Annotated in this window: 11 protein-coding genes; 6 read left to right on the top strand and 5 right to left on the bottom strand. The window is 65.8% G+C overall.

The genetic code is table 11. The annotated features are described in order from the left end of the window. The first annotated feature begins 26 nt into the window (after positions 1-26). Together QM841_RS01190 and QM841_RS01185 are read left to right on the top strand one after the other, a co-directional pair. Complete coding sequence (locus tag QM841_RS01190) at positions 27-1,472, top strand: NAD-dependent succinate-semialdehyde dehydrogenase (protein ID WP_283330624.1); 1,446 nt, start codon at positions 27-29, stop codon at positions 1,470-1,472. A 39-nt stretch (positions 1,473-1,511) separates the two neighbouring features. Continuing rightward, positions 1,512-2,444 carry a VOC family protein gene (locus QM841_RS01185; protein WP_283330623.1) on the top strand — a complete coding sequence of 311 codons (933 nt, stop codon included), beginning with the start codon at positions 1,512-1,514 and terminating at the stop codon, positions 2,442-2,444. Positions 2,445-2,460: 16 nt separating this feature from the next. Here the strand turns inward: QM841_RS01185 and QM841_RS01180 are convergent, their stop codons facing one another. Next, the gene (locus tag QM841_RS01180) at positions 2,461-5,892 is read right to left on the bottom strand and encodes a serine/threonine-protein kinase (RefSeq protein ID WP_283330622.1); all 3,432 of its coding nucleotides are present in this window, start codon (positions 5,890-5,892) and stop codon (positions 2,461-2,463) included. A gap of 216 nt (positions 5,893-6,108) precedes the next feature. Here QM841_RS01180 and QM841_RS01175 point away from each other — a divergent pair, with 216 nt between their 5' ends. Continuing rightward, the gene (locus tag QM841_RS01175; protein ID WP_283330621.1) at positions 6,109-8,433 is read left to right on the top strand and encodes an ATP-binding protein; all 2,325 of its coding nucleotides are present in this window, start codon (positions 6,109-6,111) and stop codon (positions 8,431-8,433) included. On the opposite strand, the gene QM841_RS01170 is transcribed toward QM841_RS01175, so the two are convergent. Genes QM841_RS01170 through QM841_RS01155 form a run of 4 tightly spaced genes read right to left on the bottom strand, consistent with a single transcriptional unit; the run spans position 8,434 to position 12,439 of the window. After that, complete coding sequence (locus tag QM841_RS01170) at positions 8,434-10,566, bottom strand: S9 family peptidase (RefSeq protein ID WP_283330620.1); 2,133 nt, start codon at positions 10,564-10,566, stop codon at positions 8,434-8,436. A gap of 3 nt (positions 10,567-10,569) precedes the next feature. Continuing rightward, on the bottom strand, positions 10,570-11,454 hold the full coding sequence (locus tag QM841_RS01165; protein WP_009477882.1) for a phosphoribosylaminoimidazolesuccinocarboxamide synthase: 885 nt from the start codon (positions 11,452-11,454) through the stop codon (positions 10,570-10,572). 11 nt (positions 11,455-11,465) lie between these two features. Continuing rightward, on the bottom strand, positions 11,466-11,774 hold the full coding sequence (locus QM841_RS01160) for a hypothetical protein (protein WP_016883937.1): 309 nt from the start codon (positions 11,772-11,774) through the stop codon (positions 11,466-11,468). A gap of 11 nt (positions 11,775-11,785) precedes the next feature. Next, entirely contained in the window at positions 11,786-12,439 is a 654-nt protein-coding gene (locus QM841_RS01155; protein ID WP_283330619.1) for a DJ-1/PfpI family protein, read from the bottom strand. A gap of 207 nt (positions 12,440-12,646) precedes the next feature. Between QM841_RS01155 and QM841_RS01150 the strand changes: the two genes are divergently transcribed. The 3 genes from QM841_RS01150 to QM841_RS01140 all read left to right on the top strand — a co-directional run bounded on the left by QM841_RS01150 (position 12,647) and on the right by QM841_RS01140 (position 16,194). Further along, the gene (locus tag QM841_RS01150; RefSeq protein ID WP_280778747.1) at positions 12,647-13,603 is read left to right on the top strand and encodes a GlxA family transcriptional regulator; all 957 of its coding nucleotides are present in this window, start codon (positions 12,647-12,649) and stop codon (positions 13,601-13,603) included. A 96-nt stretch (positions 13,604-13,699) separates the two neighbouring features. Then, positions 13,700-15,157 (top strand): MDR family MFS transporter, encoded by a 1,458-nt coding sequence (locus QM841_RS01145; protein ID WP_283330618.1) that lies wholly within the window; start codon positions 13,700-13,702, stop codon positions 15,155-15,157. Beyond that, a complete protein-coding gene (locus QM841_RS01140) occupies positions 15,154-16,194 on the top strand; it encodes a D-2-hydroxyacid dehydrogenase (RefSeq protein ID WP_349307379.1) in 1,041 nt (346 codons plus the stop codon). The genes QM841_RS01145 and QM841_RS01140 overlap by 4 nt, the downstream gene beginning before the upstream one ends. Positions 16,195-16,203: the final 9 nt, after the last annotated feature.

Below are 16,203 nucleotides of genomic sequence, written 5' to 3'. Positions count from 1 at the left end.
CGGACTCAGAAAAGAAGGAACTTCTCATGTCGCTCAACTCCGCCACCCTGCCCCGGGAGTTGGTCATCGGCGCACACCCGATCGAACGCACCCGGGAGTCGATCGACGTCCTGAATCCGTCCACCGGCGCGCTGATCGCCACGGTCCCGGACGGCACCATCGAGGACGGACTGGACGCGGTCGGCGCCGCGGCGGCCGCCCTGCCCGCCTGGCGTGCCACCAGTCCGCGCGAACGCGCGGAAATCCTCCGCCGATGCTGGGAACTGATGACCGACCGCGCGGAGTCCATCGCCGAACTGATCTCCACCGAGAACGGGAAGACGCTCGCCGATTCGCGGGCCGAAACCGCATACGCCGCCGAATTTTTCCGGTGGTACTCCGAGGAAGCGGTCCGCGCGGTCGGTCAGCTCAGCACCTCCCCGAACGGCGCCAACCGCATACTCGTCGAGTACGAGCCGATCGGCGTAGCAGTGCTCGTCACCCCGTGGAACTTCCCGGCCGCGATGGCGACACGCAAGATCGCGCCCGCCCTGGCCGCCGGTTGCACTGTGGTACTCAAACCCGCGACCGAGACCCCACTCACCAGCCTGCTCATCGCGAAGATCTGCCGTGAAGCCGGCGTCCCGGACGGCGTCATCAACGTCGTGACGACCTCACGGGCGGGACAGGTCGTCTCCGCGATGCTCCATGACTCACGCGTACGGGCGTTGTCGTTCACCGGCTCCACCGAAGTCGGCCGCACACTGCTACGCGAGTCGTCGGATTCGATCCTCAAGACGGCAATGGAACTCGGGGGCAACGCGCCGTTCCTCATCCTCGAGGACGCCGACATCGACGAGGCGGTCGACGGACTGATGCTCGCGAAAATGCGCAATGGTGGCCAGGCGTGCACCGCGGCCAACCGCATCTACGTGCACCGGTCGCTCATCGACGAGGTGGCCGGTCGCCTCGGACAACGCATGGGCACACTGCGCGTCGGCGCCGGTACCAGCGAGCGTTCGGAGTGCGGACCACTGATCAACGACAAGGCCGTCGACAAGGTGGAGCAACTCGTCGACGCCGCCGTCGCCGACGGTGCGTCGGTGCTGACCGGCGGCCAGCGGCCGATCTCGAGTGGCTCCTTCTACTCTCCCACCGTCCTGGTGGGTGTCGACCCGCAATCGGCGATCGTGCGCGAGGAGATCTTCGGACCGGTCGCGTCGTTGATCGCCTTCGATACCGACGACGAGGCGGTCGCCGCGGCCAACAGCACCGACCTCGGGCTCGCGGCCTATGTCTACAGCGGCAATCTGCAGCGCGCCCTGTCAGTCGCGAGCCGGTTGGAAGCCGGCATGGTCGCCGTCAATCGTGGTTTGGTGTCCGACCCCGCGGCACCGTTCGGCGGCGTCAAGCAGAGCGGACTCGGTCGCGAGGGCGCGCACGAAGGCCTGCTCGAGTTCATGGAAGCGAAGTACATCGCCACCAACTGGTGACGACACCGCTCATTTCCCAGTTCAGCTCCAGGAGAAGACATGTCCTTTCCCCCAGTCCATCCCATCACGCACGTCCGCTCGGTCACCATCGCCGTCGAAGAACTCACCACCGCATCGAACTTCTACCGCGACCTCTGGCAACTCGACCTAGTCACGAAAGATGACGGCAAGGCCTACTTCGGAACCGGATGCGCCGACAACTACTCCATCAAACTCCGCGAAAACGATGTCGCCGGAATCGAACTGACCACGTTCAGTGTGACCGACCGCGCCGGCGTCGACTTCCTCGCCAAGCGGGTCGCCGACAGCGGAGCCCAGATCATCCGCGAACCCGGTGACCGCGGCGACTTCGGCGGCGGCTACTCATGCATCTTCTTCGACTGCGACGGGCGCGCCATCGAACTCGCCGCCGAGGTCGACCAGCGAATCTTCCGCGAAGTCGAAGCCGGCGAGTCTCGACCGAAGTTCATCAGCCACGTCGTGTTCAACACCGCAAACCTGCAGAAGACGATCGCATGGTACGGCGACGTCCTCGGCTTCAAGATCTCCGACTGGCTCCAGGACTTCTTCTGCTTCATGCGCACCGGTCGCTGGCACCACATCATCGCCTTCGCCCAGTCGAAGAACACCAGCCTGAACCACGTCTCGTTCGAACTGTACGGAATCGACGAGTTCATGCGCGGCACCGGCCGCATGATGCGGGCCGGCCACCAGCCGCTGTGGGGTCCCGGCCGCCACGGCGCCGGTGACAACACCTACTCGTACTTCCAGGAGCCGTCGAGTGGCTTCGTCATGGAGTACACCACCGCCCTCCAGGTCATCGACGAAGAGCACGGCTGGACTCCGAAGGTGTGGGGCACCAGCCTCGAGGAACAGGATCAGTGGGGTACCGCCAACGTCTTCGACGAGGTGATCCTCGCGAAGATGGCACCATCGGACGATCCCGTGCTGTGGACGCCGCCGAAACTGTAGCTCGCACCGGCCTGCATCACGTAGCGGTGACGACAGCGTTCAAGAAGCCGGGCGGAACAGCAGGCCATTCCCCCCGCCATCGGCCAGCGAGTTGTTCCTCGAGAAGTCGGGAGGCAACCGCAACCACCAGCGGTCCGGCATCACACACCAGGCGAAGGAGATTCAACTCAGCGCATTTCGCAGCGAGTGGGACAAGCTCTTCCATGGCTTCGGCCTCTCTGCCCGACGCAGACAGGCAGGCGGTCAGCAGAAGTCTCGCCTGCATTAACGCCCGCGGCCGATTCTGAGCCGCAACTGCGTGCACCAGGCCGTAAGCCCTGGTGCACGCAGCGTCGGCCTGACCCGGCGACCGTTCGGCGAGCAATCGCCGGATGGCGCCGGACTCCTTCAGGTGCACCGTGATCGTTTCGATGCTGTCGGCAGGTGCCTGACGCATCTCTACCGGCGAAGGCGCTGCGCCCGTTTTCGGGCCTCGTCGCGGTTCTCCAACTTCGGATGCCACGGCGAGTCCGAACCGGATCCTCTCGTCATCGATCCGTGCCGCCAATCGCGGCAGTGACATTTGCCGCGCAATCCTGTCGCCCTCGTTCAACAGTGTTGTCGCAGATTCCCTGTCTCCCGCCAGGACCTTGACTCGCGCCCCGGTGGCATAGATCGCGATCATGAAGTCGACCAAACCGATCTCCGAACCGAGCGAGCGACTCTCATCGAGAAGCCGTTCGGCTTCGTCGAGTTTGTTCTGCTCGTACATCATGTCGCCGAGTAAGGCACCGGCCATGCGTGCAGCGTGGGAGTGGGTCCCCATCGATTCACAGGCAACCTGGAAAGCCTTTCGATAGGTTTTCTCGGCAGCCACGACATCCAACTGCTCATTGGCGGCCAATCCCGCGTAACAGTATCCGTACACCGCGCTGAACGGGCCGCTGGACTGTTCGTGATACACGGCGGCCCAATCCTGGAGATTTCGAGCCGCATCGAATTCGAACCGGCAAATCCTCGCGAAAGATTCCAGATTCGCCGCCACCGATACGGACCACGGACTCACTGTGTCCGGCTCGGCCAGACACCCCGACACGAGTTCGCCCACCCTGTCGACGCGATCAGCGGTGACGTCGAGGACCGCCCGGACGAGATCGGATTCCAGCACCGGGTCGTCGTCAGGCATGGGAAGCGATTTCTGTGTGTGGCAGTACTCGGCACGAGTCAATGCCGACTGCGCTGCGTCAGAGTGGTGCAGTGAAACGTTGGCCCACGCGACGGCAATCTGCAATCGCGGGCGTGCCAGGACCGCGTTCCGTGGGAGCTTCGCGACCAGGCCGAGGAGTGTGGCCAGCTGTCCGTGCGAGACCAGGAACATTCCGTGGGACTCCACGAGTTCGACCGCTTCGTCGATCTCGGAGGCGGCGAGGGCGTGATCAACCGCCTCGCTGAGCAGTTCGTGATCGGCGAACCACCGGAATGCGGTCCGGTGAAGATCTTTCACCCGTTCGGGTTGGTCCCGTTCGAGCCGGTCACGGAGAAACTCCGCGAAGACACTACTGAACCGATACCAGTCCCCCTCGTCGTCGACTCGGCACAGGAACAGGTCCCTGTTCTCGACATCCTCCAGCATCGCGTGACCATTTTCGCTGTGGACGAGCGCCGACGCGAGATCGCCGCACATTCGTTCGGGCACACAGATCGACAGTAGGAAGTTCAAGGTCTTCGACTCGAGCGAATCCAGGACATTCTCCACGAGATATTCCCCGAGCGCGCGATGCCGCCCCGACAACTTCTCGATGAACGTTGCGGGGTCGCCATGGCCGCGGAGCGAGAGCGATACCAGTTGAAGCGCGGCCACCCATCCATCGGTCGATCCCACAATCGAGGCGACCTGTGCGTGACCGAGCGCCAGTCCACTCAACTCCACGAGAAACTCGGTCGATTCCTCGACATCGAATCGCAAATCACTGGAGTCTATTTCGACCAACTCGTCACGAACTCGGGTCCGACTCATCGGGAGCCCGGATTTGTTTCTGCTCGTCACGATGAGCTGCAGATGATGGCAGCCGTTGTCGACGAGGTATTCCACTGCGGCGAGGGCGGCGGTGTCCGTCACTCGATGCCAGTCATCGATCACGATCGCCAGACGCTCTCCCCCCTCGTGTATCTCGTCGATCAACGACGCAAGGACGAATCGTTCGACATCGTCGCCGTGTTCTTCCAGTACTCGCACCAACTCTTCGGCGAGGGTCGACCGGACCTGTCTGATCGCTTCGATCAGGTGGGCGAGGAACCAGACCACGTTGTTGTCGTCGTGGTCGACGGCGAGCCACGCGACCGAAATTCCGTCCTCCTTCAACCGGTTTCGCCATTGCGCGGCCAGTGTGCTCTTGCCGAATCCCGCGGGACCGTGGATCACCGTCAGTCGCCGTCCCTGGCCAGCGCGAAGAATCCCGATCAACCGGTTGCGGTCGACCAGCGGGCGGATGGCGGTCGGCGGCCGGTACCTTGTGCGAGGGGTGGGTGGAGTCGACCGTGGCCGGCGCTCCGCCCTTCTCCCCCGCTCACCCGGCAGAGCCATATCGTCGATGGTGAGCGAGTGTCGACGCTGGACGAGACGGAGTTCGTCGCCGAATTCGACAGCCGATCTCGGGCGGTCGGTCGGATCCTGTTCCATCGCGTGCTCGATGGCGGCGCACAGATCATCCGGAACATCTTCGCACCGCAGGTCCGGGACCGGCTGGCGCACAATGCGAAGAAACTGGGCGACCACACTTTCGCCGGATCGGCGCTCGAATGCCGCATGGCCGGTGAGGAGGCAGAACAGTGTCGCTCCGAGCGAGTAGACGTCCGATGCTGCTGTAGGAGCCTGCCCGTGGAGCACCTCGGGAGCGGTGAAGGCAGGTGAGCCTGTGATCATGCTTTCGGACGTTTCGAATCCACCCGCGATCCGTGCGATCCCGAAATCGGTCAGCGCCGGCTCTCCGTAATCGGTGAGCAGGACATTCGACGGTTTGATGTCACGGTGGAGAATGCCGGATCGGTGGGCAACTTCGAGAGCGCCCGCCAGTCTGACTCCGATGCTGACCACTTCCGACCAGTCGAGGGGCCCGTCATCGCGCATCCGCGCATCGAGCGAACCGCTCGCGTGGTACGGCATCACAAGGTAGGGATGCCCGGACGCTGTGACCCCGCTGTGGAGGATGGCGACGATGTTCGGATGCCCGGACAAAGCACCCATGGCCCGCTGCTCGCGAAGGAAGCGCTCACGGTTGTCGCGATCGACATCCGACTGAAGAACCTTGATCGCGACGATCCGGTTCAGGTTGCGCTGGTCGAGCCGATACACCGTGCCGAAGCCACCTCGTCCCACTACCCGGGCATTCTCGAACCCCTCGGCTTCCAAGTCGGTCGCGATATCGACGCCCGCATCCCGCTGAGTCGCTAGCGGATCGAACTCGGCCATCGCCGGCCTCGACTTCCGGATCGGCTGATCGCACCACTAGCGCGGAATCTGTCGGACCACTCGCTGGGTCTCCCGGACATGCGATCACCTCTTGACGCGGCACGATCAGCATAGTGCCTGGTGAGCGGCAAAACTACTCGCATCTTCTCCCCTGAGCAGATCTCGGCGAGCGAGTACGGTTATTCGAGGGCCCACGAGAGGAAAGCGACAGTTGTCATGTCCGCCGCACAACGCAAGTTGGGAAATGTGCCGTGTGAGCTGACCAGCTTCGTCGGTCGTCGCCGTGAGGCGGCGGAGACGAAACGATTGCTGTCCGTGTCGAGACTGGTAACGCTGACCGGCATCGGCGGTGTGGGTAAGACCCGGCTCGCGCTACGGGTCGCCGACGATGCTCGCCGCGCGTTCGCCGACGGAGTATGGCTCGTCGGGCTCGGTGAGCTGCAAGCTCCGGAACTGGTCGAAGAAGCCGTTGCCACCGCGCTCGGCGTGCGGGAACAGTCGGCACTGGGAACGTCGGTGGTCCTGCAGAGGCATCTTCTCGATCAACAGTTGCTCTTGGTCCTGGACAACTGCGAACACCTGGTGGATGCCGTCGCGGCGCTGGCCGAGACACTGCTGAAGACATGCCCGAAACTCCGGATCCTCGCAACGAGCCGCGAGTCCCTCGGCGTCGATGGCGAGGCGGCCCTCCGTGTCCCGCCGCTGCCGGTTCCGGATTCGAGCCGGCCGTCCCCTCCCGCGGGGCTCGCCCGCTACGACTCCGTCGTCCTGTTCGCTGAACGGGCTTCCAGGGCTGTACCCGGCTTCGCGATCACAGAAGACAACGGCTCGACGGTGGGCAGAATTTGTGAGCGTCTGGACGGACTGCCGCTGCCGATCGAATTGGCGACTGCGCGGTTGCGGGCGATGACTGAACAACAGATCCTCGACCGACTCACCGACCGATACACGTTGCTCACGTTGAGCACCCGAGGCGCTCCCTCTCGCCAGCAGACACTGCGTCTGTGTGTCGACTGGAGTTATGACCTGTGTACCTCGGACGAACGTGACCTGTGGGGTCGGCTGGCGGTCTTCGCCGGTGGGTTCGAGCTGGACTCGGCCGAAGGACTGTGTGCAGGTGAATACGCCCCAGATGCGGTGGTCGACGTGATCGCGTCGCTCGTGGACAAATCGATCCTGATCCGTGAAGAGGCCGGTGCCGTCGTCCGCTTTCGATTACTCGACACCCTTCGCGAGTACGGCCTGGAAAGACTGCGCGAATCAGGTGAATACGACAGCGTGAGGCGAAAGCACCGCGACTGGTTCGAGCGTCTCGCGTCGGACGCTCGGTCCGGGTGGATCGGCCCCCGGCAGCTGGAATGGGTCGCCCGCCTGAATCGTGAACAACCGAACCTTCGTGATGCACTCGAATTCTCCGTGACACAGACCGCCGAGAACGGGTCCGCACTCCGTATCGCCAACGCCATGTACCTGTTCTGGCGCTCGTTCGGGCTGCTGAACGAAGGCAGGCACTGGTTCGATCGTGTACTGACTCCGACGGCTACCACAGACTTTGATGAGAGGATCGCCGCCTTGCACGCCGCCGGCATGCTGGCTGGGGCTCAGGGAGATCTGGAGGCTGCACAGGCGCTCGTGGAGGAAGGGCGAGTCCTCGCCGACAGGTCCGGGAACACCTCGATGCGGGCGCTCGTCACGTCTGCCGAAGGATTCATATCCCTCTTCCGTGGCGACGACCTCTCCCACGCGCTCGCGTGCTTCGAGAACGCCCGAGACGCCTTCCACGCCGAAGGCGATTCCCTCCAGGAGATTTGGGCACTCCTCGGACTCGGCCTGGCGAGCGCACACCTCGGAGACGTCACACGAGCTGTCGATTGCCAGCGGAAGATCCAGGAGATCACCGAAGCACACGGCGAGTCGGTGTACCGCGGATGGTCACTGTGGACCGCGGCGCTGGCGATGTGGCAACGCGGGGACCGCGAACGCGCCAACGACTTCCTGCAGGACGGATTGCGCCAGACGCGTCGGGCGGACGACCACGTCAACTCTGCGTGGTGCATGCAGATCCTGGCCTGGATCGCCGCTGACGAGCATCTACCGGAACGCGCCGCGACCCTCATGGGTGCGGCCGAAGCACTGTGGCAGGGTGTGGGCAGCCCGGCAGAGGTCTTTCCCCAGCTCGCCGGCCATCACGACGAGTGCGAACGTCGAACCCGCCGTGACCTGGGCGGAAAGGCATTCGACACCGCGTTCCGGCATGGCTCGGGCCTCGGCTTCGGGGACGCCGTCGCGTTCGCCTTGAACGAGCAGCCACGAGCGATCGCGCAGTCACGCAACGACCATCCTGCCCTGAGCCGACGCGAGCGGCAGGTCGCCGAACTCGTCGCAGAGGGACTCACCAACAAGGCGATCGCGACCACGCTGGTCATCTCGCAACGCACCGCCCAGGGCCACGTCGAACACATACTCGTCAAGCTCGGGTTCACGTCTCGCGCCCAGATTGCTGCCTGGGTCGTCGAGCAGGGTCAGAGCGACCCGACCTGATCAGACCTCGCCGATCGTGTCGAGTACCCAGGCGAATTCGAACGCTACTTCCTTCCACTTCTCGTAGCGTCCGCTGACGCCGCCGTGCCCGGCGCTCATCTCCGTCTTGAGGAGGAGCGGCGAGTCGCCGGTCTTGGTGGCGCGCAGTTTGGCGACCCACTTCGCCGGTTCGACGTAGAGCACCCTGGTGTCGTTGATGCTGGTGATCGCGAGGATCGCCGGGTAGTCCTTGGCCTCGACGTTCTCGTACGGACTGTACGAGCGCATGTATTCGTAGACCTCGGGGTTTTCGAGCGGGTTGCCCCACTCGTCCCATTCGATGACGGTCAGCGGCAGTGAGGGGTCGAGGATCGACGTCAGCGGGTCCACGAAGGGAACGTTGGCGAGGATTCCGGCGAACAGTTCGGGTGCCAGGTTGGCCACCGCACCCATCAGCAGGCCGCCTGCGCTGCCGCCGTCGGCGATCATCTGCTGCGGCGTGGTGCGTCCGGTGTCGATCAAATGCTGTGCGCTCGAGACGAAGTCGGTGAAGGTGTTCTTCTTGGTGAGCGTCTTGCCGGTCTCGTACCAGTGCCGGCCCATCTCGCCGCCGCCGCGCACGTGCGCGACCACGAACACCACTCCGCGGTCGAGCAGGGACAGCCGCGCGACGGAGAACGCGGGATCCATGCTGGCCTCGTACGATCCGTACCCGTAGAGGAGGGTGGGGGCGGGGTCGTCGACGCCGTTCGTCTTGCGCCGGACGATCGAGAGCGGGATGCGCGTCCCGTCCTCGGCGACGGCCCAGTCGCGTTGCTGCTCGTAGTTGCCGGCATCGAATTCGCCGAGCACGGGTTGCGACTTGCGCAGGGCGAGTTCGCCCGTCGACAGCACGTAGTCGTAGACCTGGCCGGGCGTGATGAACGAGGTGAACGCCATCCGCAGTGTCGGCTGCCGCCATTCCGGATTGGCCCCGAGCCCGACGCTGAAGAGTTCCTCGTCGAATTCGATCTCCGTGAACTCGCCGTAGCCGTCCTCACCGAGCGGCCAGATCGCCAGCCGGGTCAACGCCTCCCGGCGGTAGCCGAGCACGAGGTGGTCGGCGAACGCGTCTACCTCCTCCAACCGCACGTCGGAGCGGTGCGGAATGAGGATGGTCTGCGACGTCGGGTCGGACACCGGCGCGTCGGCGAGCACGAAGTTCTCGGCCTTCTCACCGTCGACGACGTCGTTGTGCATGATCAGGAAGCGGTCTTCCCCCGCGACCACCGCGTGCTCCACGCCGTATTCGACGCCCTCGCGTCGCGGCAGCACCACCCGGAACTCGCCCTCGGGGTTCTCCGATTCGAGCACCCAGCCTTCGCTGGTGATCTTCGACCCCACCCAGATCATGAGGTACTTCTCGCTCCGGGTGGACCCGACCGACACCCAGAACCGCTCGTCCGGCTCGTGGAACACGGTGACGTCCTGCGCGCGGTCGGTGCCGAGCTTGTGCCGCCACACGGTGTCGGGGCGCCAGGACTCGTCGACGGTGAGATAGAAGACGTGACTGTGGTCGATGGCCCAGGTGGCGCCGGGTGCGGTCTCGGGGATTTCGTCGGGCAGCAGTTCGCCGGTCACGAGGTTCTTGAAGCGCAGCGTGTAGCGCTCGTCGCCGACCACGTCGACCGAGTACGCAAGGAGCGTGCCGTCGTGGCTGAGGGAGAAGGCGCCGATGGAGAAGAAGTCGTGTCCCTCGGCCTCGGCGTTGCCGTCGAGCAGCACCTGCTCACCGGGCAGTTCGACACCGGGAGCCAGTTCCGGCGGGGTCCAGTCGTCGGGACCGGCGATCGGTGCCCGGCACTGGACGCCGTACTGCTTGCCCTCGATGGTGCGGGCGTAGTACCACCAGTCGCCCATCCGGGTGGGAACCGACATGTCGGTCTCCTGCGTGCGCGACTTGATCTCCTGGAAGATCTGGTCCCGCAGCGGCGCGAGATGCGCGGTCTGCTGCTCGGTGTACGCGTTCTCGGCCTCGAGATACGCGACGACTTCGGCGTCTTCCTTGTCGCGCAGCCACTCGTACTCGTCGACGAACGTGTGACCGTGGTGGACGCGTTCGGTGGGCACCGTCTTCGCGACCGGCGGGGTCAGTTTCGCGCCTTTGGAGGTCATGTCTCAGCCCACCCAGTCCGCGAACGACAGTCCCGAGATCCGCTCGTACGCTTCGATGTACCGCTCGCGGGTCGCTTCCACGATCTCGGCGGGCAGCGGCGGCGGCGGAGTGTCGGACGCGCGGTCCCAGCCGGATTCGGGGCCGGTGAGCCAGTTGCGGACGAACTGCTTGTCGAAGCTCGGCTGCACCTTCCCGGCCTCGTACCCGTCGGCCGGCCAGTACCGGGACGAGTCGGGGGTGAGGACCTCGTCGGCGAGAACCAGGTTGCCCTGCGGGTCCAGTCCGAACTCGAGCTTGGTGTCCGCGAGGATGATGCCCCGGTCCGCGGCGAAGTTGGACGCCCGGCCGTAGATGTCGAGGGTGTCGTCGCGCAGCTTCACGGCCAGGTCCTGGCCCACCTTCTCGACCACGGCCTCGAAACTGATGTTCTCGTCGTGCTCGCCCAGTTCCGCCTTGCTGGCGGGCGTGAAGATCGGGTCGGGAAGCTGGCTCGCCTCCACCAGGCCCTCGGGCAGTGCGACGCCGCACACCGCGCCGGTCTCGTTGTAGTCGAGCAGTCCCGACCCCGTGAGGTAGCCGCGGGCCACGCACTCGACGGGGACCATGTCCAGCTTCCGGACCACCAGCGCGCGGCCGAGGACCTCTTCGGGGATCCGGCTGTCGTCGGGTTCACCGGCCAGATGGTTGTTGCCGCCGAGGACGCCGAAGAAGAAGACGCTCATCGCGGTGAGCACCCGCCCCTTGTCCGGGATCGGGGTGCTGAGGACGTGGTCGTAGGCGGAGATCCGGTCGCTCGCCACCAACAGGAGGTGCTCGTCGTCGATCGTGTAGAGGTCGCGGACCTTGCCACCGGCCAGATGGGCGTATGAATCGAGTGAGGGGCGCACGGTGACCCAGCCTATCGGTCGGGCACCGACCGGCGGCCGCTTACCTTCGAGCTGGGCAGACGTCCCGCCGTCGACTTCCCCGTCATCTCGTCGCCCTCGACGAGGACATCGAACTGCAAGTGGAGGCGCAGCGGCTTGGTGATGGACTGAGACCAGGTGAGCCGGTTCCCGTCGAGTGTCGGGTCGGTGAGCGGGACTTCCTCGGCGGCTCCGCGAGCGATGCCGCGAAGTTCCCCGTCCTGCGTGACGAAGGTCAGTTCGACTCGTTGCTTTCCGATGGGCGTGGCGATCACGACGTTCCAGGTGCCGTCGACAGACATGGCTCTGCTCCTCAGATGGTGGTGGGTTCGAGCCCACGGGCACGCCAGACGGTGCCGCGGCGCTCGTAGGCGAACAATGTCTCGACCGCGTGCGCGATGCGCGGTCCCAGTTCCCGTTCGAGTAGATACAGTCCGAGGTCCAGACCTGAGGTGACGCCGGCCACGGTGACGAGGTCACCGTCGTCGACGACGCGGGCGTCCACGGCGACCACCCCGGTGGCGTCGAGCAGATCCATCCCCAGGTGATGGGTGACGGCGTGGCGGCCTTCGACGAGTCCTGCCATCGCGAGCACGAGCGACCCACCGCAGACGGTGGCGACGATCAGGTCCTGGTCGGCACAGGCCTCCCGCAGTACTTCGGGGAGCCGTGTCTCGAGGGTCCGTCCGAGAATTCTCGGGATGGTGTCGTCGCCCTCGGTGCGCTCCTCCACGCGCCCCGACGCACCCGGCACGACGATCACATCGGCCCGGCACGCGTCGAGCGTGGCGGCGGCCCGCAGACTCAGCGGCGCCGTTCCGCTCGGGACCTCACGCACGCCCTCGGCGGAGGCCAATTCGACGGTCAGCGCGCCGTCGGCGTACAGGCCACCCGCGTGCAGTACCTCGAAGGGAGCGATGACGTCGAGCGGATCGAACCCGTCGAACAGCGCGATCTGGACATGCATCCGTGGTGCCTTTCCCTGTCCGCCTCGTGCCGAGTACACGAGGCGCTAGTGACGTTAGCCAGCCGATCGAGACCGGAGAACTGGCATTTTCGCCACATACCAACAGATTGTCGCCACGCCATCCCCGCAGATTTCTGCATTTCGCATCGCCATTTACCGCCGTTATTCGCCCTTGGCGGAAATCGATCGACTGCGTAGGTTGTAGCCATGCACACCGTGGCAGTCCTGGCACTCGACGGTGTCATCGCGTTCGATCTCGCCACCCCGATCGAGGTCTTCGGTCGCACCAGGTTGCCGGACGGGCGCGCGGCCTACCGGGTGAAGGTGTGTGCCCTCGGCGGTGACGTGGATGCCGGCGCATTCACACTCCGCGCGCCGTGGGATCTGAGCATTCTGGACGCGGCCGACACGATCATTCTGCCGGGGCTCGCCGACCCCACCGCTCCGCTTGCACCCGAAATTCTCGAGGCGCTGCGCCGGGCCGCCGACAGTGGCACCCGAATCGCGTCGATCTGCGTGGGGGCGTTCACCTTGGCCGCCACCGGACTACTCGACGGCAAACGGGCGACGACGCATTGGGCGGCCGCCGAACTCCTCGCCGCGCGTCACCCACTGGTGGACGTGGATCCGGCCGTGCTCTACGTCGACAACGGCCAGTTCCTGACCTCGGCCGGTGCCGCGGCAGGCCTCGATCTGTGTCTGCACATGATCCGCTCGGATCACGGGTCGGCGGTCGCCGCCGACGCTGCCCGGTTGTCGGTCATGCCGTTGGAACGCGAAGGCGGACAGGCGCAGTTCATCGTTCACGAACGACCACCGTCCGCGGAAATGACGAGCCTCGACCCGCTGCTGAGGTGGATGCACGAGAACAGCCGCGACGATCTGACGCTCGACGACCTCGCCCGGCGAGCCGGGACGAGCACCCGCACCCTCAATCGGAGATTCCGCGAGCAGACCGGCACCACACCGTTGCAGTGGCTTCACCGCGTCCGGATTCATCAGGCGCAGTACCTCCTGGAGACCACCACGCACTCCGTCGACCGTATCGCCGCGCAGGTGGGCTTCGGGTCGCCGACCGCGTTCCGCGACCGGTTCAAGCGCGTAGTCGGCACCAGCCCCCATTCGTACCGCGCGGCGTTCCGGGGATCCTCGGCGACCGCGTAACGGCGTCGGGGGCACAGCCGCGGAACACTTCGTCTCCCGTTGTCGTTACCGTTGGTCAGGAACTCTTGTGATCGCGGTAACCGGAGAAGGTGGGTAATGGCGACGGACACGACCCCGGTCGACGTCGGGTTCCGTTCGGAACGCGGACCGATTCTCGTGTCACTGATGCTCACGACGTCACTGGTCGCGCTCGATGCGACCATCATCTCCACCGCCGTCTTCACCATCGTCGGGGACCTCGGCGGCTTCTCGCAGTTCCCGTGGCTGTTCTCGATCTACCTGCTCACCCAGGCCGTGTCGGTGCCGATCTACGGCAAGCTGGCCGACATCTTCGGCCGCAGGCCCGTGATGCTCCTGGGCATCGCCCTGTTCGGCGTCGGCTCGGTGCTGTGCGGGATCGCGTGGAGCATGCCCGCGCTGATCGCGTTCCGCGCGGTACAGGGTCTCGGCGCCGGGGCCGTCCAGCCGATGAGCATGACCATCGCCGGAGACATCTACACCCTCGCCGAACGCGCCAAGGCCCAGGGCTATCTGGCCAGCGTGTGGGGCATGTCGGCGGTGATCGGCCCGACCCTCGGCGGGGTGTTCTCCGAGTACCTGTCGTGGCGGTGGATCTTCTTCGTCAACATTCCCCTCTGCCTGCTCGCGGCCGTGATGCTGATCCGCAACTTCGACGAGAAGCGGGCGCGCACCCAGCGGTCCATCGACTACGCCGGCGCCGGAATCCTGGCGGTCGGGGCGACACTGCTCATCCTCGGACTCCTCGAAGGCGGGCAGGCCTGGGCGTGGAGATCCCCGATCAGCCTCGGCATCTTCGCGGCAGGATTCGTGTTCCTCATCGTCTTCGTCCTCGTGGAACGCCGCGCCGCCGAACCGGTGCTGCCGCTGTGGGTGTTCACCCGGCGGGTTCTCGCGGCGAGCAGCCTCGTGTCACTGCTGGTCGGGGCGATCGTCCTGGGCCTGACCACCTACGTGCCGACCTTCACCCAGGGCGTCCTCGGGACGGGCGCACTGGTGGCCGGGTTCGCGCTGGCCACCCTGACCATCGGCTGGCCGATCGCCGCGTCGCAGTCCGGGCGCGTGTACCTGCGCTTCGGCTTCCGTGTCACCGCCACCGCGGGGAGTCTGCTGGTCGTGGCGGGCACCGCTCTCACGTTGAGCCTGTCCATCGACTCGGCGGTGTGGCAGGTGGCGATCTGCTGCTTCGTCATCGGCGGCGGCATGGGCCTCGTCGCGAGCCCCACCCTCATAGCGGCGCAGTCGAGCGTCGACTGGTCGGAGCGCGGCGTCGTCACCTCGACCAACATGTTCGCCCGGTCCATCGGCAGCGCCGTGGGGGTCGCCCTGTTCGGCGCCCTCGTCAACGCGCGACTGGGCGGCGCCGACAACCCCGCCCCCGGCGACCTGGCCGGCGCCCTGCATCTGGTGTTCGTGGCCGCCCTCGGCGCGGCCGTCGTACTCGTCGTCGCCGCGGCGGCGATGCCGAAGTCCGCCTCCGCGCCGGAGGTCGAACCGAGCGCACCGACGTCCGAACCGCCGGCTGTGAAGGAGTGACCGTGCCCGACCCGTGCGTCGACGTGCTGATCGCCTCGTATCTCGAGCAGGACCTGGTCGACAGGATCGCAGCCTGCGACCCACGGATCCGGGTGTCGTACGCACCCGAACTGCTCCCCCGGCCTCGATGGCACAGCGACCACGTCGGGGTGCCGCGTGATCTGACGGCCGGCGAGCACGACCGGTGGTCGTCGATGTTGCGGACCGCCGACGTGATGTTCGACTTCGACTGGCGGCACCCCGAACGCACCCTCGAACAGTCGCCGAATCTGCGTTGGATTCAGGCGACGTCCGCGGGCGCCGGGCAACTGATCGAGAAATTCGGGCTGTCGCGCGCTCCGCTCACGGTGACGACCGCCGCGGGAGTCCACGCCGATCCGCTGGCGGAGTTCGCGCTCGCCGGCATTCTGCATTTCACGCGCGGCCTCCCCCGGCTGATCGCCGACCGGCAGACCCGGACCTGGCGCAAGCAGGAAACGACCGAGCTCGAAGGACGCCACGCGCTGATCGTGGGCGCCGGCAAGATCGGCTCGCGCACAGCGGAACTCCTCCGGTGTTTCTCCGTCACCGCAAGCGGGGTCGCCCGCACCCCCCGCCCCGCAGGCGCGCCTTTCGACAGCATGACCACCACCGACCGGATCGCCGAGCACCTGCCCACCGCGGACATCCTCGTGATCTCCTGCGCCCTCACCGACGACACTCGCGGACTGATCGGACGCCGCGAACTCGCCGCCCTCCCCGACGGCGCACTGGTCGTCAACCTCGGCCGGGGACCGATCATCGACGAAGACGCTCTCGCAGAAGCACTGTCGACTGGCAGGCTGGGCGGGGCGGTTCTGGACGTCACCTCCACCGAACCGCTCCGCGAGGACTCGCCGTTGTGGACGGCCGACAACGTCATCCTCAGCCCGCACAGCGCCGCCAACGTGCCGTCCGAGAACGGGAAGATCGTGGATCTGTTCGTCGAGAATCTCGGACGCTACCTGTCGGGTGACGCTGCGCTGATCAACGAGTTCGACTTCGACGCGGGATACTGACCGCACAGA

The organism is Rhodococcus sp. IEGM 1307 (assembly GCF_030056915.1).
In the GTDB taxonomy this organism is placed as follows: domain Bacteria; phylum Actinomycetota; class Actinomycetes; order Mycobacteriales; family Mycobacteriaceae; genus Rhodococcus_F; species Rhodococcus_F opacus_D.
This window is presented reverse-complemented; position numbering and strand designations above follow the sequence as displayed.

Coding starts and splice junctions, on each gene's coding strand:
- QM841_RS01160 (WP_016883937.1), bottom strand. CDS start 11,774: ATGTCTGTCGACGGCACCTGGAACGTCGTGATCGCCACGCCCATCGGA.
- QM841_RS01185 (WP_283330623.1), top strand. CDS start 1,512: ATGTCCTTTCCCCCAGTCCATCCCATCACGCACGTCCGCTCGGTCACC.
- QM841_RS01150 (WP_280778747.1), top strand. CDS start 12,647: ATGCACACCGTGGCAGTCCTGGCACTCGACGGTGTCATCGCGTTCGAT.
- QM841_RS01145 (WP_283330618.1), top strand. CDS start 13,700: ATGGCGACGGACACGACCCCGGTCGACGTCGGGTTCCGTTCGGAACGC.
- QM841_RS01170 (WP_283330620.1), bottom strand. CDS start 10,566: ATGACCTCCAAAGGCGCGAAACTGACCCCGCCGGTCGCGAAGACGGTG.
- QM841_RS01155 (WP_283330619.1), bottom strand. CDS start 12,439: ATGCATGTCCAGATCGCGCTGTTCGACGGGTTCGATCCGCTCGACGTC.
- QM841_RS01190 (WP_283330624.1), top strand. CDS start 27: ATGTCGCTCAACTCCGCCACCCTGCCCCGGGAGTTGGTCATCGGCGCA.
- QM841_RS01180 (WP_283330622.1), bottom strand. CDS start 5,892: ATGGCCGAGTTCGATCCGCTAGCGACTCAGCGGGATGCGGGCGTCGAT.
- QM841_RS01175 (WP_283330621.1), top strand. CDS start 6,109: ATGTCCGCCGCACAACGCAAGTTGGGAAATGTGCCGTGTGAGCTGACC.